This is a genomic window from Asanoa sp. NPDC049573, from assembly GCF_040676615.1.
Classification (GTDB): domain Bacteria; phylum Actinomycetota; class Actinomycetes; order Mycobacteriales; family Micromonosporaceae; genus Asanoa.
Map to the genome: position 1 here is coordinate 107,274 of NZ_JBFAPI010000012.1, position 20,825 is coordinate 128,098.

Genomic DNA, 20,825 nt, shown 5'->3' on the forward strand with positions numbered 1-20,825 from the left:
GCGTACCCCCGCCCGCTCCTGCCCTCCACCCGCCCGCGCCCGCCGGTCAGGGCGTGTGCTCTACCGCTACGGCCACACCCGCGGTGCCGACGTTGGCCGCCGACGTCGGCTTGGGCTTGGCGTCGACGCCGGCCTCGAGCCGCTGCTGGCCGGTGATCGGCGTCGGCGCGCCGGTCAGCGGGTCGTAGCCGCCCCGCGTCTTGGGGAACGCGATCACCTCGCGGATCGAGTCGGCGCCGGCGAGCAGCATGCAGACCCGGTCCCAACCGAACGCGATGCCGCCGTGCGGGGGCGGCCCGTATTTGAAGGCTTCGAGCAGGAAGCCGAACTTGTCGGCCGCCTCGTCGTCGGTGATCCCGAGCAGGGTGAACACCCGGCGTTGCACGTCGGCCCGGTGGATACGGACGGAGCCGCCGCCGATCTCGTTGCCGTTGCAGACGATGTCGTAGGCGTAGGCCAGTGCCTGGTCGGGCGCCTCCTCGAAGCGGTCCATCCACTCGGAGTTGGGCGAGGTGAACGGGTGGTGCACGGCCGTCCAGCCGCCGTCGTCGTCTTTCTCGAACATCGGCGCGTCGGTCACCCAGCAGAACGCCCACGCGTCGGGGTCGGCCAGGCCGGCCCGGCGGGCGATCTCGATGCGTGCGGCGCCGAGCAACTCCTGGGCCTCGCGCCGCTCGGCGGCCGCCGCGAAGAAGATGGCGTCGCCGGGCTTGGCACCGACCGCGTCGGCGAGCCCGTCGAGGTGTGCCGCGCTCAGGTTCTTGGCGACCGGGCCGCGGGCCTCGCCGGTCTCGGCGTCGAGCACCACGTAGGCCAGGCCGCGGGCGCCGCGCGCCTTGGCCCAGTCCTGCCAGCCGTCGAGCTCCTTGCGGCTCTGCGACGCGCCGCCCGGCATGACGACCGCGCCGACATAGCCACCGGCGGCGATCGCTCCGGCGAACACCCGGAACTCGGTGCCGCTCAGGTAGTCGGTCAGCTCGGTCAGCTCGACCCCGTAGCGCAGGTCGGGCTTGTCGGAGCCGTAGCGGGCCATGGCGTCGTGCCAGGTGATCCGCGGGATGGGTCGCTCGATCCGGTGACCCGCGAGCTCTTCCCAGAGCGCACCGACGATCGCCTCGCCGAGGTCGATCACGTCGTCTTGGGTGATGAACGACATCTCGATGTCGAGCTGGGTGAACTCGGGCTGCCGGTCGGCGCGGAAGTCTTCGTCGCGGTAGCAGCGGGCGATCTGGTAGTAGCGCTCCATGCCGGCCACCATCAGCAGCTGCTTGAAGAGCTGCGGTGACTGCGGCAACGCGTACCAGCTGCCGGGTTGCAACCGCACCGGCACCAGGAAATCGCGCGCGCCCTCGGGCGTCGACCGCGTCAGGGTCGGCGTCTCGATCTCGTTGAAGTCGCGCGCGTGCAGCACCTGGCGGGCGATCTGGTTGGCCCGGCTGCGCAGCTTGAGCGCGTTGGCCGGCCCGCTGCGCCGCAGGTCGAGATAGCGGTGGCGGAGCCGGATGTCGTCGCCCGCGTCGATGTTGTCGTCGACCGGCAACGGCAGCGGCGCGGCTTCGGACAGCACCTCGAGCCCGGTCGCGTTGACCTCGACCTCGCCGGTCGGCAGGTCGGGGTTCTCGTTGCCGGCGGGCCGCCGGGCGACCTCGCCGACCACCTTGACGCAGTATTCGTTGCGCAGGTGGTGGGCGTCTTCCTCACGGAAGACGACCTGCGCCACGCCGGACGCATCGCGGAGGTCGACGAAGATGACCCCACCATGATCACGGCGGCGGGCCACCCACCCGGCCAGGGTCACCGCGCTGCCGGCGTCCGTGGCGCGCAGGCTTCCGGCATCATGGGTACGGATCACGGCGGTCGCTCTCCTCGACAATGGGGTACGGCGTTGCGCGCTCGATTCTCGCAGGGCTGGTCGGTCGCGAAAGTCCGCACCCCCCTGGCCTGTGGATAAGGTTTGGTGTCGTGGGTTATCCACAGGCCACCAAAATTCGTCGTACATGAGTTCTAAGGTTTTCGCGTGTCCGTCGAACGCTGGTCCCCCGACAAGGTGCTCTCGCTCGCGCCCGACCACGGTGCGGCCAAGAGCGCCCGCGGCCTGATCACCGCTGCCCACTGGGCCGGTCAGGGCCGCTTCGACGACATGCTCTGGGGCCTGTGCCGTGGGTCCGGTGCCCGGCCTTATCAGGTCTGTGTCGATCTGACCGGTCCTGCCTACCGGTGCACCTGCCCAAGCCGCAAGATCCCCTGCAAACACGCCCTCGGCCTGCTGTTGCGCTGGGCCAACGGCGGCGTCCCCGAGGAGGCCGAACCACCCGAATGGGCCGCCGAGTGGCAGGCCGGCCGGGCCGCGCGGGCCCAGCGGGCCGAGGGGCGGGCGGCGCGGGCTCCGCGTGCCCCGGGCGAGGGCCTGGCCGACCCGGTCGCCGCCGAGAAGCGGGTCAAGCAGCGCGCCGATCGCGTCGAAGCGGGCCTGGTCGAGCTCGACCGCTGGCTGGCCGACCAGATCGAGCAGGGTCTGGCGGCGTCCGAGCAGGCGGGCTACCGCCCGTTCCAGACGATGGCCGCCCGCCTGGTCGACGCCCAGGCGCCCGCCATCGCGGGCGCCGTCCGCCGCCTCGGCTGGGTCGTCGGCGTCGGCGCCAACTGGGCTGACCGGCTGCTCGGCGAGTTCGCCCTGCTGCGCCTCCTGGTCGTCGCCCACGGCCGCCTCCCGGCCCTGCCACCGGGTTTGGCCGCGACGGTCCGGTCCCGGGTCGGCTACCCGGTCGCGGCCGACGACGTGCTGGCCGAGCCCGAGATCCGTGACCGCTGGGAGGTCCTGGGCCGCATCGACACCGCCGACGATCGCCTGACCAGCCGCCGCACCTGGTTGCGCGGCCGCCGGTCGGGCCGGTTCGCGTTGGTCCTGACGTTCGCGCCGGTCGGCCAGACGCTGGCGGCCGATCTCGAGCCCGGCACCACGGTCGACGCGGGCCTCTGCTTCTACCCCGCCGCGGTGCCGCGGCGCGCCCTGGTCAAGGCCCGCTACGGCGAACCGGTCCGCACGCTCGACGCCCCGACCGGCGCCCTGCCCGTCCGCACCGCGGTGGCCGAGCACGGCCGCGCGGTGGCGGCCGAGCCGTGGCGCGAGTCCACCCCGATGCTCCTGGCCGACGTCGCACCCAGCGAAGACGGCGCGCTCCTCGTCGACCCGGCCGGCGACGCCGTCGCCCTCCACCCCGACGACGACCGCCCATGGTGGCTGGTCGCGGCCGCGGGCGCCCGCCCGGTCGTGGTCGCCGGCGAATACGGGCACGCCGGCTTCCGACCGCTCGCCGCCTGGCCCGAGGGCCGCCACGTCCCGGCCACGCCCGGCGAACCCCGCGTCGCGCCGGCCGGCCCGCCGGAACTGCCGCCCGACCTCTTGTCGGCCGCGCTGGTCGGCACCGCTCGACGCCCCTGGTCGGCCGACCACCTCGACCTGGCCGACGGCCACCGCCTGTCCCTCGTGGTCTCCCGCGATCCGCACGACCCGGGCCCCGACAACAGCCCCGGTCCCCCGTTCGGCGTCGCAACCGACGGGCCGGCAGCGCCCGAGTCGAGATCGCCCGCCCCGACCGGGTCACCGGCCCCACCGGATCTGCCGGGCCGGCGGGCCGCCGATGCCGAAGATCCGGGCGCGGGCGACGACGCGAATGGCGCCCGGTCCGGTGGGCGGTGGGTCGGGTCCGGTGAGTCCGCGCGATCGCTGCTCGAAGCGGCCGCGGTGGCGCTCACCTATCGGCGGGCCGGCGAGACGCCGCTGGCCGGCCGGCCGACGATCGCGCCCGCTCCCGACGAGAGCCGACCGGTCGTGCCGGAGCCGGCCGCCGCGCGGCTCGACCTGCTGCTCACCGACGGCGCGACCGGCTGGGGTGGCCCCGCGCAGCGGGCGGTGCTGGGCCAATGGCTGATCGAGGCGGGCCGGCGGCACCTGTTGGTGCCGCCCGAGACGCTGCCGATCCTGCTCGACCTGGGCCGCCGTGACACGGCACTGCGCCCGGCCCTCGGCGCCGTCACCGGGCGCCGCGGCCACTGGCTGGCCCAGCGGCAGTCCGACTGGCGCTATTTCCGCGACGTGGGCGGCGAGGCCGTCGACACCGACCCGCACGACTGGCTCACCGGCACGCCGGGCGAGCGCCTCGCCTATCTGGTCGCCCTGCGCTCCACCGACCCCGCCAAGGGTCTCGAGTTGCTCACCGAGACGTTCGACGGCGAGCCGCCGCACGACAGGGTGCTGCTGCTCGGCGCTCTCGAGACCGGCCTCGCCGCCCGCGACGAGGCGCTCATCGAGCACGCCCTCGACGACCGGCGGCGCGAGATCCGGCAGGTGGCCGCGGAGTTGCTGCGCAAGCTGCCCGGCTCCGCGCTGGGCCGCCGGATGGCCGAGCGCACCGCCGCGAGTGTCCACTTCGCCGACGGCGCGCTGACCGTCATGGCACCGGCGAGCATCGACGGCTCGATGCTGCGCGACGACGTCGACCCGTCACCGCCGCGCGGCGTCGGGCTCGGTGCCTGGCTGCTCGAAGAGATCGTCTCGGCCACACCGCTGCCGTTCTGGGCATCGCTGACCGGCAGCGACCCGGCCGGCGTGCTCGCGCTGCCGGTGGCCGACGGCTGGCAGCCCGTCCTCCTGCGGGGCCTGGCCCGGGCCACCGCCGCGCAACGCGATCCGGCGTGGGCGGCCGCGCTGCTCGACCTCGTCGACACCGGCAGCGCGGGCGTTGGCGACGACGGCCTCGGCGAGCGGCTGACCTGGCCGCTGCTGGAGGTGCTGCCCGGCGCCGAGCGCGGGCGCCGTGTGGCCGCCGCCCTGCGCCGTGACACCGCCGCCGGCATCCGGCTACTGCACTTCTGTGCCGACGACTGGTCCGAGGAGCTGGCGGCCGCCGCCCTGCGGGCGATGGCCGCCCTGGCACTCGACAATGCCTGGCAGCTCTCCGAGCTGTGCCGGCTCGCGATGCCGGCCATGCCGACGTCGTTCGTCGGGCGGGTCGAGGCGCTCGTCCGTTCCCTTGACGGCCTGCCCGAAGGCCGCCGCTCAGCCCGCTACCTCGCCCAGCTCGCCGCCGTGCTCGGCTTCCGCCACGACATGATCGAGGAGTTCGCATGACCGCCCTGCGCCCGCACGCGGAACAGTTCTACGCGGAAGAGCTGGCCGCGCTGGCCGCCGACGACGACCGCTCCCGCCCGCCGGGCTGGCGGCTGTCGCCGCAGGCTGTGGTCACCTACCTGCTGGGCGACGGCGGCAAGATCTCCCCCAAATACGTCGGCTCCCGCCGGCTGATGGAGGTCGCGGTCGCCACCCTGGCCACCGACCGCGCGCTGCTGCTGCTCGGCGTGCCCGGCACGGCCAAGACCTGGGTCTCCGAGCACCTGGCGGCGGCCATCTCGGGCGACTCGACACTGCTGGTCCAGGGCACCGCGGGCACGCCGGAAGAGGCGATCCGCTACGGCTGGAACTACGCCCGGTTGCTCTCCGAGGGCCCGTCGCCGGCGGCGCTGGTCCCGAGCCCGGTGCTGCGAGCGATGGAGACCGGAGCGATCGCCCGCGTCGAAGAGCTCACCCGGGTGCCCTCCGACGTCCAGGACGCGCTGATCACCATCCTGTCCGAGAAGACGCTGCCGGTCCCCGAGCTCAACACCGAGGTCCAGGCCCAGCGCGGCTTCAACGTCATCGCGACCGCCAACGACCGCGACCGCGGCGTCAACGAACTCTCCAGCGCCCTGCGGCGTCGCTTCAACACCGTGGTGCTGCCGGTCCCCGCCACCGTCGACGAAGAGGTCGACATCGTCACCCGGCGCGTGGCGCAACTCGGCCGCTCGCTCGACCTCCCGGAGACGACCACCGCCCTCGACGAGATCCGCCGGGTGGTCACGGTCTTCCGCGAGCTGCGCGGCGGCCAGACCGACGACGGCCGCACCAAGCTCAAGTCGCCGACCGGCACCATGTCGACAGCCGAGGCCATCTCCGTCGTCACCAACGGCATCGCGCTGGCCGCGCACTTCGGCGACGGCGTCCTGCGTGCGGGCGATATCGCGTCCGGCATCGTCGGCGCCGTGGTCAAGGACCCGGTCTCCGACCGCGTCGTGTGGCGCGAATACCTGGAGACCGTCGTCCGCGAGCGCCCCGGCTGGGCCGACTTCTACCGAGCCGCCCGCGATGCCTGAGCGCTACTACGGCATCCGCCACCACGGGCCCGGCTCCGCCCGTGCGGTCATCCGCGCGCTGGAGGAGCAGCGCCCCGACATCCTGCTCGTCGAAGGCCCACCCGAGGCAGACGAGTTGATCCCCTGGGTCGCCGACGACCGCCTCCAACCACCCGTCGCCCTCCTCGGCTACGCCGCCGACAACCCCCGCCGCGCGGCGTTCTGGCCGTTCGCGGTCTTCTCCCCCGAGTGGCAGGCGATCCGCTGGGCGGTGGCCAACGACGTCCCGGTCCGCTTCTTCGACCTACCCTTCGCCCACCGCCTGACCTCCCGCAAGCCCATCCCCGACCCGGCCGCGACCCCCGCACCCGACGCACCCGACGCGGAGGCCGCGCCTCAGCGAGTCGGTCCCGACCCCTCGTCAGCGCGGCCAGACGAAACCCCCGGCCCCGAACGGCCCGGCGGGTTGCCCGGGCCCGAGCGGCCAGACGAAACGTCCGGCCCTGAACGGCCCGACGTGTTGCCCGCACCGGAGCGGCCAGGCGAAGCGCCCGGCCCTGGATTGCCCGGCGGGTTGCCTGCGGCCGAGCGGCCAGGCGAAGGGCCAGCCTCGCAAGAGCCCGGCGGACATCCGGGTGCCGAAGGTCCGGCTCCGACCGAAGCGTCCTCAGACGGCGACGCCGACCCTGACGACCTGGCCGACGACGGGCCGGAACCGGGTCCGCCGGCGCCGGTACTGCGGCCCGTCGACCCGATCGGTGAATTGGCGGCGGCGGCCGGCTACGACGACCCCGAGCGCTGGTGGGAAGACGTGGTCGAGCATCGCCGGGCACCGGCGTTCGAGGCCATCGAAGAGGCGATGACCGAGGTCCGGACGGGCGCGCTGGAAGACCCCTACGACCTCGTGCGCGAAGCGCACATGCGCACCGTGCTGCGGCAGGAACGCCGCAACCACAATGAGATCGCGGTCGTCTGCGGCGCCTGGCACGTGCCCGCGCTCCGCGCGAAGTTCACCGCGGCACACGACGCCGCCCTACTCAAGGGCGGCCGGCGCCGCGGAAAGGTGCGGTTCACCTGGGTCCCGTGGACCTACGGGCGGCTGGCGTCCTGGCAGGGCTATGGCGCGGGGGTCGACTCGCCCGGCTGGTACCACCACCTCTTCACCACCACCGACGAGGTCGTGCCGCGCTGGCTGGTCGCCGCCGCCGGTGTGCTGCGCGAGGAAGGGGTCGACACCTCCTCGGCCCACGTGATCGAGGCGACCCGGCTGGCCGAGGCCCTCGCCACGATGCGCGGGCGCCCGCTGGCCGGCCTGGCCGAGGTCACCGACGCCGCGGGCGCCGTGCTCTGCGAGGGCGACGACCTTCGGCTGCAGCTGATCGGCCGGCGCCTGGTGGTCGGCGAGCGGCTCGGCGAAGTGCCCGAGGGCGTGCCGACCGTCCCACTCGCCCGTGACCTCGAGGCCCGCCAGCGCGCCGCCAGGCTCAAGCCTTCCGCGCTCGACCGCGCGCTCGACCTCGACCTGCGAAAGGACACCGACCTGGCGCGCAGCCACCTGCTGCACCAACTGCGCTGCCTCGACGTGCCGTGGGGTGAGCCCGACGAGCGGCGCGGCAGCACGGGTACCTTCCGCGAGGAGTGGTCGCTGCGCTGGCAGCCGGAGTTCTCCATCCGGCTGGTGGAGGCCAGCGGCTTCGGCACCACCGTGGTCGCGGCCGCCACCGCCCAGGTCACCGCCGCGGTGGCCAAGGCGACGACGCTGGCCGAGGTGACTGCGCAACTCGAGACCTGCCTGCTCGCCGACCTGCCCGCGGCGCGACCGGCGGTCCTGCGCGCGCTCGACGCCCGCGCCGCCGAAGACGCCGACGTGACCCACCTGATGGCCGCGATTCCGGCCCTGGCCCGCACGGTCCGCTACGGCGACGTGCGCCGCTCCGATGTGGCCGCCGTGGCAGCCGTGGTCCGCGGCCTGCTGGCGCGCGTCTACGCCGCCCTGCCACCGGCCGCGTCCGCGCTCTCCGACGAGGCCGCCACGGCGCTGCGCGACCACATCGACGCCGTCCACACCGCCGTCGCGCTGCTCGGCGACGAAACCGAGCGCGCCCGCTGGCTCGACACCCTCGCCGCGCTGGCCCTCCGCGACGACCTGCACGGCCTGCTGGCGGGCCGGCTCACCCGCCTACTCCACGACGCCGGCCGGCTGACCGCCGACGAGGCCGGCCGCCGGCTCGGCCGCGCCCTGACCGTGGGCGTCCCGGCCGCGACCGGCGGCGCCTGGGTCGAAGGCTTCCTCGCCGGCGGTGGCCTGCTCCTGATGCACGACGACGCCCTGCTTTCGCTCGTCGACGACTGGCTGGCGGCCATCCCGCCCGACGCCTTCACCGAAGTGCTCCCCCTCCTCCGCCGCACCTTCGGCACCTTCGCGACGGGCGAACGCCGCGGCATCGGCGAACGCATCGCCGGCGGCGCCACCGCGACCCGCACCACCACGGCCGTCCTCGACCGCGACACAGCGGCCCTCTCCCTCCCTACCTTGAGCGCCCTCCTGGGAAGGAGGATCGGATGACACCCACACCCAGCCCACCCGGCCAACGCCACCGGCGACAGGACCACCGTCGGGCAAGCGGCCCGCGCGAGACAGCCTCGACCGCGGGCTACGGCACACCGGCCGCCGGAAACCCCGCGCCGACCGCGGGCCACGGCCGGCCGGATGCAGGCAACGCCAGACAGAGCGGGGACGATGCCTCTACGCCGAGCGCGCGCAGCGCCCGGTCCGCAACGCGCCACCGACGACCCACGCGCCAGCGACGCCATCCCACCGGAGAGCCCGATGAGCGTTGACGAGGAACGCCGGCGGCGGTGGCGGCTGGCGCTCGGCGAACCGGCCGACGAATCACTCGGCCAGCCCAACGGCCGCGACGCCGCCATGGACGCCGCTATGGCCGCGCTCTACGACCGTGGGCCCGGCGGCGAAGGCAGCGGCGAGGCCGACGGCAAAGGCCGCGGCGGCAACCTGGCCGCCTCGGCTCCACGCGTGGCGCGCTGGCTCGGCGACATCCGCGAATACTTTCCGCAGAGTGTCGTGCGGGTGATGCAGACCGACGCGATCGAGCGGCTCAACCTCACCCGCCTGCTGCTCGAACCCGAGATGCTCTCCGCCGTCGAGCCCGACGTGCACCTGGTCGGCACGCTGCTCTCGCTCAACTCGGTGATGCCCGACAAGACCCGCGACCTGGCCCGCCAGGTGGTTCGCAAGGTCGTCGACGACCTGGAGAAACGCGTCGCCCAGAAGGCGCGGGCCGCGGTCAGCGGCGCGCTCAACCGGGCCAGCAGGATCGAGCGGCCCCGGCACGGCGACATCGACTGGAACCGCACCATTCGCGTCAACCTGCGCCACTACCAGCCCGAATACCGCACCATCGTGCCGGAGCGGATGATCGGGTACGGGCGGCGCGGCAACGCCGTGCAACGGGATGTGATCCTCTGTGTCGACCAGTCCGGGTCGATGGCCTCGTCGGTCGTCTACTCCGGAGTGTTCGCGGCCGTGCTGGCCTCGCTGCGCACGCTGAAGACGTCGCTGGTCGTCTTCGACACCTCGGTCGTCGACCTGACCGAGCACCTGCACGACCCCGTCGAGGTGCTGTTCGGCACGCAGCTCGGCGGCGGCACCGACATCAACCGGGCCATCGCCTACAGCCAGCGACTGATCACGCGGCCCCGGGAGACCATCTTCGTGCTGGTCAGCGACCTTTACGAGGGCGGCGTGCGTGCCGAGATGCTCAAGCGGGTCGGCGACATGGTCGGTGCGGGCGTGCAGGTGGTCGCGCTGCTCGCGCTCTCCGACGACGGGGCACCGAGCTACGACCACGACAACGCGGCGGCGCTGTCGTCGCTGGGAGTGCCGGCGTTCGCGTGCACGCCCGACCTTTTCCCCGAGCTGATGGCCGCCGCGATCCAGCGGCACGACCTGCGGGCATTCGCGGAACGGGAGGCGACACGGGGCGCACACGGAAGCTGAACACCAGTCACGATCGGTGCTAGGGTCCCAGCAATCTGGGTAGCCGTCTCGGGCTCAGCGGCTGCCCCTCCGGCGCACGCGGAATGGGGGTCTGATGGGCGCCTTCGACGCCATACAGAAGCCGCTACCACCGGCGGAGCTCAAACAGACGGTTGACGCGCTGCGCGAAGCGGTGGCCGCTGCCACGGCGACCGTCTCCACCTCCGACGGCGCCGTCGAGGTCACCGCCGGGCCCGGCAACGCCATCGTCGGTCTGGGCTTCGGTCGCGCCGCCTACCGCTACAGTCCGGAGCGGCTCGGCGCGCTGGTGGTCGAGACCGCCCGGCATGCGAGCGCCGAGGCGACCGGCACGATGACCGAGACGATCCGCACCGTGCGGCGGGGCCGGGCCGAGTTGCCAGACCTGCTCGGTGGCGCACTGCCCGACATGCCCCAGCCCGAGCCGCCCAATCTCGACGAGATTCCGGCCGACGGCGCCGTCGACGACGAGGGCCGGCGCACCGACGAGGTGCTGCGCCGGGTCGGCGAAGAATCACGCCGACAGCTCCAGGGGTACGCGCAACTGCGTGCCGAGCTCACCGAACTGACCGCGACCGCGCGCTCCGACGACGGTGGCGTGGCCGCGCAGGTGCGCGCCGGTGGCGAACTGATGTCGGTGCACATCGGGACAGACCAATACCAACACGATCCGGCGACGCTGGCCGGCATCGTGCACACCACGGTGATGACCGCGACCGCGCGGGCGGCGATGCTGATGGCCGAGCGGGTCCAGCAGCTCACCGGCCCGCGGCTCGACGTGCGCTCGCTGGTCGCCCAATACCAGGAAAAGCCCGCAGAACCCGACGACCAGCACCGGAGCTGAACACGTGGAAGGCTTCCGCACCGATCCCGACCAGATCATGCAGTGCCGGTCACAGCTCGCCGAGCTTCGCGAACGCGCGGCCGACATCCTCACGCTCGCCGAGGACGCCAACCCGGAGTGGTACATCTGGGGTCTGGTCGGTGCGCCGTTCGCCGCCTGGTACTGGAAGTACGCCGACGACACCTACGAGCACCTGTCGATGATGGGCGAGGCGCTGCAAGACCGGGTCGACGCGCTCGACTGCACGGCGCAGAACTACCGCCAGACCGATCAGGAGATCGAGAAGGCGTTGCAGTCGATCCGCGAGCTGCTGAGCTGAGCGGGCGATGACCGACCAGCTCAACGACAGCGACGTCACCAACGACCTGCCCGAGCAGCACGGCACCAACACCGGCGTCGTCGACGTGCACGGCGACTGGGACGGCTATGGCGGCTCGGGCGGGGTCAGCGTCGGCGGCTACGACGTGTTGCGCTTCGACCCCGTCAAAGACGTTGCCGGCGTCGCCGGCCTCCCCCAGGCCGTGTCCGGCGCCGCGAAGATGGTCAACGGCGAGAGCGACTGGGGCGAGCTGTTCAACATCGCCGGCTCGGTCGGCGACCTCGGCATCAACGTGGCGATGTACGCCGTGGACCCGCTCAACGCGCTGCTCTCGGCCGGGTTGACGTTCCTGATCGACGTCATCCAGCCGCTCGAGGACCTGCTCGGCCTGGTCACCGGCAACCCCGAGCGGATGGAAGGCGAGATCGCCAAGTGGGAGCGGGTCGGCAACGCGCTCGCTCCGCTCGCCCAGGAGATCCTCGCCGCCACCCGCGAGGGCCTGGTCGGCTGGCAGGGCGCCGCCGCTGACGCCGCCCGGGCGCGGCTCGAGGAGTTCGCCGGCGGCGTCGAGGGCATCCAGGGCGACGTGCAGCAGCTGGTCTTCATCCTCAACACGGCCAAGCTGCTGATGGACGTTGCCCAGGCGTTCGTGATCGGCCTGATGGCCACGTTCGTCGAATGGCTGATCATCACCTGGATCCCGGCGCTGGCCGCGGCCGTGCCGACCTTCGGGGCGTCGACGGCCGCCGCGGGAGCGGCCACCACCGCGCAGGGTGCCGTCGCCGGCGCCCGCGGCGTGACCTTCATCCAGAAGGTCACGCTGATCCTCAACCGCCTGCGCCAGGTGCTGCTCAAGATGCACCCGCGGATCATGCGCCGCGTCCAGTCGTCCTTCCAGCTCCGCGGCCCCAACGGCCGGTTCATCAGCGGCTGGGTCGGTTCGAGCCGGGCCCTGCGCGAGTCGGCGACCGACTTCCGCACCTGGTTGAGCCCTGCCGACAAGCTCGCCAACACGGGCGCCAACGAGATCAAGCGGGGCTTCGACAACTCCGGAGACAAGATGTCCGACGAGGAGCTGGATCGCCGCCTTGACCCCAACCGATGACGGCAAGCCGGAGCGGATAGCGGCCCGCCGCGTCCGGCAGCGGATGCCCACCACGGCCGCGGTGCTGGCGGCGATCACCGTCACCCTGGCGGTGCTGCTGGTCATCTTCGCCGTCCTCGTCGGCACCGGAGTCGACGCCGGCCCGGCGCTCGCGATCGGGGCGGTCGTCGGCGTCGCCGGAGGCATCGCGTTCTTCCTGACCTGGCGGCACCGCGCCCCGAAGCGCCGCCGCGGGCGCTGAATCGGCGGCACCTCACCCGCGCGCGGCGAACGGTGCGAGCGATTCGTCGCGCGTCGCGAGCAGGTCGCCAGCGTCGGTCGCGCATGGTCCGGCGAAGGATCTTGCCGGAGCGGGTCTTCGGCAGGGCGCACGCCGCGCCGCGTGCTGTTCGCCGCAGCAGGCCTCCGCGCACTCGGGCGACGGGGGCCCCGGAGGCAGCGGGAGGCAACACGGCCGCGGCGCAGCCGTTACGAGGCAGGCGGTTCAGCGGCCGACGTGGGCCAGGTAGCGGTCCGCGGAACGGCGGACGCGGTCCTTCGCGCCACCGGACACGACCCGGCCCCACCACCCGCCGTACACCGTGTCGTAGGGCAATGGGTCCACAAGGGACACCGCGCGGACGATGGTGTCCGGGTGCTCCGGGATCAGGTTGGGATAGCTGTACATGAAGCTCACCCAGCGCCGGTCCATCACGACGGTGAAGATGTCGCCGGTGCAGAGGGCGCCCTTGCCGTCGAGCCCGGGCCAGTGCAGAACCGTGCCGCCCGGGAAGTGGATGCCGCAGTTGACCAGCGTCCGTTCGGGCAGGATCTCCTGCTGGTCCCCCGACCACAGGACCACGTTGCCGGCCCGCGGCACCCAGCTCGCGTCGGCCTCGTGCACATAGATGGGGATGTCGCCGAACGCGCGGCTCCACTCCACCATCGAGCCGTAGAAATGGGGGTGGGAAAGGGCGATCGCGGCCAGGCCGCCCTGCGCGTTGACCGCCTCGACCGTTTCGTCGTCCACATAGGGCACACAGTCGAACATGACATTGCCGCCCGGGCCGGGCACGATCAGCGCCCGCTGTCCAATGCCGACACTCGGCTCGACGCCGACGCCCCACAGGCCGCGTTGCTCCTCGCGGACCGCGCCGCGGTGGCCCTCGGCGTGCAGTTCGGTGATCGAGACCCACCGCTGGCCGCCCCAGCCCACGTACTGCCGCTCGTCCGCGCATACCGGACAGACCGTGCGGGCGGCGTCGGGTTCACGCTGAACGCCACAGGTGCGGCAGATCGGATGGTGACGGTCCATTTCTCCAAGCGTACGACCTGATCCGGGACCGACAGACGGAGGGCTATGTTGCGCGTGCCGTCCACGTCCTGGCGTAACTGGTGCGTAACGTTCTGGTGGCACGATCGCGGCTCGTGGTCTGGCCGTGCGTACCCGCGGAGGTGAGCCTTGTTTCTGAGCCAGCACGAGCAAGAACGCCTGCTCATCCACGTCGCCGCCGACGTGGCGCGGAAGCGGCGGGAGCGCGGGTTGCGGCTCAACTATCCGGAAGCGACCGCGGTCATCACCGCCTTCCTGTTGGAGGGTGCGCGCGACGGCAGAACTGTTGCCGAACTGATGTCCGCGGGGCGGGCGGTGCTCGGCCGCGCCGACGTCATGGAGGGCGTCCCCGAGATGTTGGCCGAGGTCCAGGTCGAGGCGACGTTCCCGGATGGCACGAAGCTGGTCACCGTCCACGAACCAATTCCATGATCCCCGGCGAGATCGTGTACGGCGAGGGTCCGATCGAGATCAACGCGGGCCGGCCGGTGGTCACCGTCACCGTCCGCAACACCGGCGACCGGCCGGTGCAGGTCGGTTCGCACTATCACTTCGCCGAGGCCAACCCGGCGCTCGACTTCGACCGCCGCGCCGCCTGGGGCCACCGCCTCGCCGTGCCGGCCGGCACCGCCGTGCGCTTCGAGCCGGGCATCGACCGCGACGTCGACCTCGTCCCGCTGGGCGGGCACCGGGTCGTGCGCGGCCTGCGCGGCGAGTGCGCCGGCCGACTCGACCCGGCCGGAGGTGCTGACCGGTGAGCTTGGTGGACCGGCGACGCTACGCCGCGCTCTACGGCCCGACCGTCGGCGACCGGATCCGGCTCGCCGACACCGACCTGTTCGTCGAGGTCGAGGAGGACCGTTGCTCGCGCGGCGACGAGGCGGTCTTCGGCGGCGGCAAGGTGATCCGCGAGTCGATGGGCCAGTCGGCGGTCAGCCGAGGCAACGGCACCGTCGACACGATCATCACGGGCGCCGTCGTGCTCGACCACTGGGGCATCGTCAAGGCCGACGTCGGCATCCGCGACGGGCGGATCAGCGCGCTCGGCAAGGCCGGCAACCCCGACACGATGGACGGTGTCCACCCCGACCTGGTGATCGGGCCGGGCACCGAGGTGATCGCCGGCAACGGGAAGATCCTGACGGCCGGCGCGGTCGACAGCCACGTACACCTGATCTGTCCGCAGGTCATCGCCACCGCGCTGGCCAGCGGCGTGACCACGGTGATCGGCGGCGGCACCGGCCCGGCCGAGGGCAGCAAGGCCACGACCGTGACGCCCAACCCGTGGCACCTCGCGCGGATGCTCGAGGCGATCGACCCGTGGCCGGTCAACGTGTTGCTGCTCGGCAAGGGCAACACCACCAGCGAAGAGGCCATGTGGGAGCAACTGCGCGGCGGCGCGGGCGGTTTCAAGCTTCACGAGGACTGGGGTACGACGCCCGCCGTGATCGACGCCTGCCTCCGCGTCGCCGACGCCAGCGGGGTGCAGGTCGCGATCCACACCGACACGCTCAACGAGGCGGGTTTCGTCGAAGACACGTTGCGCGCGATCGGCGGGCGGTCGATCCACGCCTATCACACCGAGGGCGCCGGCGGCGGTCACGCCCCCGACATCATCACCGTCGCCGGCCAGCCCAACGTGCTGCCGTCGTCGACCAACCCGACCCGCCCCTACACCCGCAACACGCTCGACGAGCACCTCGACATGCTGATGGTCTGCCACCACCTCAACCCGACGGTGCCGGAGGACCTGGCGTTCGCGGAGAGCCGGATCCGCCCGAGCACGATGGCGGCCGAAGACGTGCTCCACGACCTCGGCGCGATCTCGATCATCGGCTCCGACTCGCAGGCGATGGGCCGGGTCGGCGAGGTCATCCTGCGCACCTGGCAGACGGCACACGTGATGAAACTGCGCCGCGGTGCGCTGCCCGGCCCGGCCGACAACCTGCGGGCCCGGCGCTACATTGCGAAATACACGATCTGCCCGGCCGTCGCGCACGGCATCGACGCCGAGATCGGCTCGGTCGAGCCCGGCAAGCTCGCCGACCTGGTGCTGTGGGACCCGGCCTTCTTCGGCGTACGCCCGCATCTGGTGGTCAAGGGCGGCATGATCGCGTGGGCGCAGATGGGCGACTCGAACGCCTCGATCCCGACGCCGCAGCCGATGCTGCCACGACCGATGTTCGGCGCGTACGGCGTCGTGCCCGCCCAGACCAGCGTCGCCTTCGTGGCACCGGCCGCGATCGACGCGCTGCTCGGCGACCGGCTGCCGGTGAGTCGCCGGATGGTGCCGGTCGCCGACACCCGTGCCCGCGGCAAGGCCGACCTCCCGCTCAACGACGCGCTGCCGCGGATCGAGGTCGAGCCCGACACGTTCACCGTCCGCATCGACGGCGAGGTGGTTCCGCCCGAGCCGGCAATGGACCTCCCGATGACCCAGCGCTACTTCCTGTTCTGATGTCGCTGTCCACCTTGCTGGTCCTCGCCGACGGCCGCCTCCCGTCGGGCGCCCACGCCCACTCGGGCGGCGTCGAGGCCGCGGTCGCGGCCGGCCGGGTCCACGACCTGCCGACCCTGGAGTCGTTCCTGCTCGGCCGCACCGCCACGACCGGCGTCGTGTCGGCGACCTTCGCCGCGGCCACCTGCCACGCCCTCACCGGCCCAGCCGCCAACCCCACCGCAACGCCGGAAACCGCAGTCGCGGGGCCGGGCGAGCGTGTCGGCGGCGCCCGCGTGGAGCGGGTGCGGGACCTGGATGACGGGCTCGACGCCCGGACGGCGTCGCCAGCGTTGCGGGCCGCTTCCCGGGCGCAGGGGCGCGCCGTGCTGCGGGCCGCGACCCGGATCTGGCCCGCGGGCGTCGCACGGACGCCGGCCCTTGGGAGCGTCCACCACCCCACCGCCATCGGAATCGCGGCGGCCGCCGCCGGGCTCGAGCCGGCGCAGGCGGGCCTGGTCGCCGTCTACGGTGGACTGACCGGGGCCGCCTCGGCGGCCGTTCGCCTGCTGGGTCTGGATCCCTACGCGGTGCACGGCCTGGTCGCCGCGCTGGCCCATGAATGCGACCGGGTCGCGGCCGACGCCGCGGGCCGGGTCGACGATCCGGTAGACGACCTGCCCGCCGGTTCCGCTCCGCTGCTCGACGTCGACGCCGAGCACCATGCCACCTGGGAGGTGCGTCTCTTTGCGTCCTGACAACGGCCGCGCGGTGCGGATCGGGATCGGTGGGCCCGTCGGGTCCGGGAAGACGGCGCTGGTCGCCGCGCTGTGCCGCTCGCTCGCCGGCGACCTGCGGCTCGCGGTGGTGACCAACGACATCTACACCACGGAGGACGCCGACTTCCTGCGGCGGGCCGGGGTGCTGCCCGACGAACGGATCCGCGCGGTCGAGACCGGGTGCTGCCCGCACACCGCCATCCGCGACGACATCAGCGCGAACCTCGACGCGGTCGAGGACCTGGAGGACCGCCACGCGCCCGACCTCGTCCTGGTCGAGAGCGGCGGCGACAACCTCACCGCGACGTTCAGCAAGGGCCTGGTCGACCACCAGATCTTCGTGGTCGACGTCGCCGGCGGCGACAAGGTGCCGCGCAAGGGCGGTCCCGGCGTCACCACCGCCGACCTGCTGGTCATCAACAAGACCGACCTCGCCGAACTGGTCGGCGCCGACCTCGGCGTCATGGCCCGCGACGCCGCCGCCCGCCGCGGCGACCTGCCCACCGTTTTCCTGTCCCTGGTCGGCGATCCGGCGGCCGCGCCCGTCGCGGACTGGGTCCGGGCCCGCGTCGCGGCCGGGCCCGCCGGCCGCAGCACCGCCGCCGCGTCGGTCCCGGCCGAGCCCGCCGGCCGCCCCACCGTCGCCGGGTCGGTGCCGGCCGGGCACGAAGGCCGCCCCACCGTCGCCGCGTCGGTCCCGGCCGGGCACGAAGGCCGCCCCACCGTCGCCGCGTCGGTCCCGGCCGGGCCCGCCGGCCGCCCCACGGTCGCCGCGCCACCAGGCCATTCGCACCTCGCCGACTCGGCCGGCGCACCGCCCGGCGACGAGCCGCGCGCCAACCGCACGAGCCTGCCGGTTCCAGCGGCAGCGACGCCCTCGGACGCCGACCTGCTGGCCGGGCCGTCGCCGGCCACCGCGTCGAGCGGCCGGCTCGACGTCCCCACAAACCCCGCCGACGCCGCGCCGGCACAGGCCCCGTCCGGTGGTGGCACCGCCCCGGTCGACATGTCCGCCACCACCGACGGTGCGGGCTGAGGCGCGGCTGGTCGCCGAGGCGGACGGATACGGCGGCACCCGGTTGTCCACCGTGTACGGCGAACCGCCCCTCCTGCCCCGCCGCACCGGCCAGCGCCACCCCACGCACGCCGTCGAGGTGCACCTGGTCGGTGGTGCGGCCGGCCCACTCGGCGGCGACGACCTGCGGATCCACGTCGAGGTCCACCCGGGGGCGCGCCTGACGATCCGCACGATCGCCGCCTCGCTGGCCCAGCCGAGCAACCCCAGCCAGCCGAGCACGCTGACCGTCACCGCGGCGGTGGGCACGGGCGGTGCGCTGGCATGGCTGCCCGAGCCCACCGTCGCCGTCACCGGCTGCGACCACCTCAACCGGTCCATCGTGGACCTCGATGACGGCGCCGAACTGCTGTGGCGCGAGGAGATCGTCGCCGGGCGGCACGGGGAACAGCCCGGGGACCTGAGGACGGCGGCCACTGTGCGCTACGCCGGTCGTACCCTGTTGCGGCACGATCTGGCGGTTGGCCCTCGCGCACTCGGCTGGGACGGCCCCGCGATCATCGGCGCCCGCGCAGCCGGCACCTTGCTCCTCGTCGGCCCGGCGGCACCCAGAAACCCCACGACGATCACCGCCACGGCCGCGCTCATGCCCCTCGAACACGGGCCGGCCGCCCTGGTCACAGCCACCGCCCGGGACGCCCGCGGGCTGCGCGAAGCGCTCGACCGCGGTAGCACATGGGCTCATGATCCGGATGCTAAAACCGGCAATTGCCGCGAAAGCTGAGGCTCGCGTCTACGTTCGGTGGGTGTGAGCGGTCGCGTGGGGCGGGCGCTCACCGGAGGGAGTCTCGTAATGGCGATCAGCGACAGGTTCGGCGACGCCGCCGAGCAGGCGAAGGAAAAGCTCGCCGACAAGGACGAGCGCGACCGGCGCATCGACCAGGCCGGCGATGTGATCGACGCCAAGACCAACGGCAAGGTTGCCGAGAAGGTCGACCGCGCCCAGAACGCGGCGCGCCAGGGCGGCGACCGGGCTCAGAACGCCGCGCGCAAGGGTGGCGAGCGCGCCCAGAACCGGAACAACAACAACAGCAACAACAGCGGTAACAACAGCAACCGGAACAACAACCGCTAGCACGTTCCGCTCCCCGGAGGGCACACCGGGAACGAGCAGACCGGCGGGTCGGACGCTTGGGGGCGTCCGGCCCGCCGTGTGTTCAGTCGGCCGGCAGCAGGTGCGTCACCGACGGCGGCCCGATGGCCAGCTCCCGGGCGGCCTCGTCGATCTGCCGGTCGGTGCCGGTGAGCCGATTCTCGTGCTGCCGCTGGTGCTCGTCCCAGGACGCCACCTGGTAGACCTCGACGAACCGGTCGCCGTGCTCTCCCTCGCGGAACAGTCCCCACCGCACCGCGCCGCTGCGCCGGCGGGACAACCGCACCCGGTCCATCGCCGACCGGAAGGCGTCCTCCCGCTCCGCCGGCACCTGGTAGCGGAGCAGCACCAACACGGGTCCGCCATAGCGGGAGGGCGAGACGTCGAGGTGGGGCTCGGGCCAGTACGACGCCGGCGAGCGGTCGAGCCCGGCCACGTCACGCAGCGGCCACCGGACCACCGTGGCCGCGCCGGCCAGCATCAGCGCGCCGGCCGCCAGATGCGCGACCGCCAGGCTGGTCGCCCCGGCCAGCACGCCCCACAGCAGCGCGCCGAAGCCCTGCCCGGCGGCGAAGACGATCTGGTAGATGCCGAGCCCGCGGGCGCGTACCCAATTGGGCAGGAAGAGTTGCAGGGACGCGTTCACGCTGGACAGCACGGTGACCCAGGCGACGCCGGCCGGGATCAGCACGAGCGCCACCACGATCTCGACCGGCACCAGGCCGACCACGATCGTCACCGCGCCGAACACGATGGCCGCGGTCAGCAGCATCCGGTTGACCGAGAGCCGCTGGCGCAGCCGGGGCAGCAGGGCGGCCCCGGCGACCGCGCCGACGCCGAGGGCGGCGAGCAGCAGGCCGTAGCCACCGGGGCCGAGGCCGAGCCGGCGGCTGGCCACCAGCGGCAGCAGCGCCCAGACGGCACTGCCGGGCAGCAGGAACAGGGCGGCGCGCAACAGGATCCGGCGCACCACGACCGAGTGCCGCACGTAGCGGCCGCCGGCCCGGACCGCTGCCGCGAACCGTTCCGGTGGGCCGGTGTCGTCGTCCGGCCGCTTCCACCACAGCAGCACGGCCGCGAAGACCACGAACGACGCGGCGTTGAGGAAGAACACGGCGGCGACGCCGACCGACGCGATGACCAGGCCGGCGATCGCCGGTCCGACCGCGCGGGCGACGTTCTGGCTGATCGCGCCCAGGGCCGAGGCCGACGGCAACTGCGGGCGGGGTACGAGTTCCGGGATGACCGCCTGCCAGGCCGGCAGGGTCAGCGCCTGGCCGGCGCCGAGCGCGAAGGTCAGCGTCAGCAGCAGCGCCGGCGGCATCCGGTCGAGCGCGGTCAGCACGGCCAGCAGCACGGCGACCACGCACGATCCGGCCTGGACGGTCAGCAGCATGCGACGCCGGTCGAACGTGTCGGCCAGGGCGCCGGACGGCAGGGCGAGCAACACGATCGGCAGCATGCTGGCGGTCTGCACGAGCGAGACCAGCGCGTCGGCGCCGGGCGCGTCGACCAGCAGCCACTGCGCGCCGACGGTCTGCATCCAGGTGCCGATGTTGGACGCGAGCAGCGCCAGCCAGAGCCAGCGGAACGTCGCGACGGACAGCGGCGCCCAAGCGGACGCGCTACGCGGTGACGGCGGCACGCCGGTCACCGT

The 20,825-nt window shown here is 73.3% G+C and carries 17 protein-coding genes and 1 pseudogene; 15 read left to right on the top strand and 3 right to left on the bottom strand.

All coding sequences use genetic code 11. The features are described from left to right. Positions 1-46 precede the first annotated feature (46 nt). On the bottom strand, positions 47-1,852 hold the full coding sequence (gene aspS, locus AB0J74_RS25180; protein ID WP_363451954.1) for an aspartate--tRNA ligase: 1,806 nt from the start codon (positions 1,850-1,852) through the stop codon (positions 47-49). 165 nt (positions 1,853-2,017) lie between these two features. Between aspS and AB0J74_RS25185 the strand changes: the two genes are divergently transcribed. From AB0J74_RS25185 to AB0J74_RS25220, 8 genes are all read left to right on the top strand, one after another. Next, positions 2,018-5,131 (top strand): DUF5691 domain-containing protein, encoded by a 3,114-nt coding sequence (locus AB0J74_RS25185; RefSeq protein ID WP_363451956.1) that lies wholly within the window; start codon positions 2,018-2,020, stop codon positions 5,129-5,131. Continuing rightward, positions 5,128-6,189, top strand: coding sequence for an AAA family ATPase (locus AB0J74_RS25190; protein WP_363451958.1), 1,062 nt, complete (start codon positions 5,128-5,130; stop codon positions 6,187-6,189). Before AB0J74_RS25185 ends, AB0J74_RS25190 begins: the two co-directional genes overlap by 4 nt. Further along, complete coding sequence (locus AB0J74_RS25195; RefSeq protein WP_363451960.1) at positions 6,182-8,734, top strand: DUF5682 family protein; 2,553 nt, start codon at positions 6,182-6,184, stop codon at positions 8,732-8,734. The genes AB0J74_RS25190 and AB0J74_RS25195 overlap by 8 nt, the downstream gene beginning before the upstream one ends. Before the next feature lie 264 nt (positions 8,735-8,998). Next, the gene (locus AB0J74_RS25200) at positions 8,999-10,186 is read left to right on the top strand and encodes a VWA domain-containing protein (RefSeq protein WP_363451962.1); all 1,188 of its coding nucleotides are present in this window, start codon (positions 8,999-9,001) and stop codon (positions 10,184-10,186) included. Positions 10,187-10,280: 94 nt separating this feature from the next. Continuing rightward, positions 10,281-11,048, top strand: a complete 768-nt coding sequence (locus AB0J74_RS25205) for a YbaB/EbfC family nucleoid-associated protein (RefSeq protein WP_363451964.1) — start codon at positions 10,281-10,283, stop codon at positions 11,046-11,048. Positions 11,049-11,052: 4 nt separating this feature from the next. Further along, positions 11,053-11,367 (top strand): hypothetical protein, encoded by a 315-nt coding sequence (locus tag AB0J74_RS25210; protein ID WP_363451966.1) that lies wholly within the window; start codon positions 11,053-11,055, stop codon positions 11,365-11,367. Between the two features lie 7 nt (positions 11,368-11,374). Next, positions 11,375-12,472: a hypothetical protein gene (locus AB0J74_RS25215; RefSeq protein ID WP_363451968.1), complete on the top strand. Its 1,098-nt coding sequence runs from the start codon at positions 11,375-11,377 to the stop codon at positions 12,470-12,472. After that, positions 12,456-12,713, top strand: coding sequence for a hypothetical protein (locus AB0J74_RS25220; RefSeq protein ID WP_363451970.1), 258 nt, complete (start codon positions 12,456-12,458; stop codon positions 12,711-12,713). The genes AB0J74_RS25215 and AB0J74_RS25220 overlap by 17 nt, the downstream gene beginning before the upstream one ends. A 243-nt stretch (positions 12,714-12,956) precedes the next feature. Here the strand turns inward: AB0J74_RS25220 and AB0J74_RS25225 are convergent, their stop codons facing one another. Further along, positions 12,957-13,766: an MBL fold metallo-hydrolase gene (locus tag AB0J74_RS25225; RefSeq protein ID WP_363451972.1), complete on the bottom strand. Its 810-nt coding sequence runs from the start codon at positions 13,764-13,766 to the stop codon at positions 12,957-12,959. Between the two features lie 147 nt (positions 13,767-13,913). Between AB0J74_RS25225 and AB0J74_RS25230 the strand changes: the two genes are divergently transcribed. From AB0J74_RS25230 to AB0J74_RS25260, 7 genes and pseudogenes are all read left to right on the top strand, one after another. Further along, entirely contained in the window at positions 13,914-14,216 is a 303-nt protein-coding gene (locus AB0J74_RS25230; protein ID WP_363451974.1) for an urease subunit gamma, read from the top strand. Then, positions 14,213-14,542, top strand: coding sequence for an urease subunit beta (locus tag AB0J74_RS25235; protein ID WP_363451976.1), 330 nt, complete (start codon positions 14,213-14,215; stop codon positions 14,540-14,542). The genes AB0J74_RS25230 and AB0J74_RS25235 overlap by 4 nt, the downstream gene beginning before the upstream one ends. Beyond that, positions 14,539-16,242 (top strand): urease subunit alpha, encoded by a 1,704-nt coding sequence (locus tag AB0J74_RS25240; RefSeq protein WP_363451978.1) that lies wholly within the window; start codon positions 14,539-14,541, stop codon positions 16,240-16,242. The genes AB0J74_RS25235 and AB0J74_RS25240 overlap by 4 nt, the downstream gene beginning before the upstream one ends. Beyond that, positions 16,242-16,979, top strand: coding sequence for an urease accessory UreF family protein (locus tag AB0J74_RS25245; protein ID WP_363451980.1), 738 nt, complete (start codon positions 16,242-16,244; stop codon positions 16,977-16,979). The genes AB0J74_RS25240 and AB0J74_RS25245 overlap by 1 nt, the downstream gene beginning before the upstream one ends. Continuing rightward, a pseudogene (ureG, locus tag AB0J74_RS25250) lies at positions 16,945-17,574 on the top strand (urease accessory protein UreG); the annotation flags it as partial. The gene AB0J74_RS25245 and the pseudogene ureG, both read left to right, overlap by 35 nt. 451 nt (positions 17,575-18,025) lie before the next feature. Next, on the top strand, positions 18,026-18,799 hold the full coding sequence (locus AB0J74_RS25255; RefSeq protein WP_363451982.1) for an urease accessory protein UreD: 774 nt from the start codon (positions 18,026-18,028) through the stop codon (positions 18,797-18,799). Positions 18,800-18,868: 69 nt separating this feature from the next. Then, the gene (locus AB0J74_RS25260; protein WP_363451984.1) at positions 18,869-19,150 is read left to right on the top strand and encodes an Rv0909 family putative TA system antitoxin; all 282 of its coding nucleotides are present in this window, start codon (positions 18,869-18,871) and stop codon (positions 19,148-19,150) included. Positions 19,151-19,232: 82 nt separating this feature from the next. Here AB0J74_RS25260 and AB0J74_RS25265 read toward each other — a convergent pair whose 3' ends face one another. Further along, the gene (locus tag AB0J74_RS25265; protein WP_363451986.1) at positions 19,233-20,813 is read right to left on the bottom strand and encodes an MFS transporter; all 1,581 of its coding nucleotides are present in this window, start codon (positions 20,811-20,813) and stop codon (positions 19,233-19,235) included. Between the last annotated feature and the right edge of the window lie 12 nt (positions 20,814-20,825).

Bases quoted from the DNA above. Each gene is read 5' to 3' on its own strand.
- AB0J74_RS25190 (WP_363451958.1), top strand. From the start codon at position 5,128: ATGACCGCCCTGCGCCCGCACGCGGAACAGTTCTACGCGGAAGAGCTG.
- AB0J74_RS25195 (WP_363451960.1), top strand. From the start codon at position 6,182: ATGCCTGAGCGCTACTACGGCATCCGCCACCACGGGCCCGGCTCCGCC.
- AB0J74_RS25200 (WP_363451962.1), top strand. From the start codon at position 8,999: ATGAGCGTTGACGAGGAACGCCGGCGGCGGTGGCGGCTGGCGCTCGGC.
- AB0J74_RS25205 (WP_363451964.1), top strand. From the start codon at position 10,281: ATGGGCGCCTTCGACGCCATACAGAAGCCGCTACCACCGGCGGAGCTC.
- AB0J74_RS25215 (WP_363451968.1), top strand. From the start codon at position 11,375: ATGACCGACCAGCTCAACGACAGCGACGTCACCAACGACCTGCCCGAG.
- AB0J74_RS25225 (WP_363451972.1), bottom strand. From the start codon at position 13,766: ATGGACCGTCACCATCCGATCTGCCGCACCTGTGGCGTTCAGCGTGAA.
- AB0J74_RS25235 (WP_363451976.1), top strand. From the start codon at position 14,213: ATGATCCCCGGCGAGATCGTGTACGGCGAGGGTCCGATCGAGATCAAC.
- AB0J74_RS25245 (WP_363451980.1), top strand. From the start codon at position 16,242: ATGTCGCTGTCCACCTTGCTGGTCCTCGCCGACGGCCGCCTCCCGTCG.
- AB0J74_RS25260 (WP_363451984.1), top strand. From the start codon at position 18,869: ATGGCGATCAGCGACAGGTTCGGCGACGCCGCCGAGCAGGCGAAGGAA.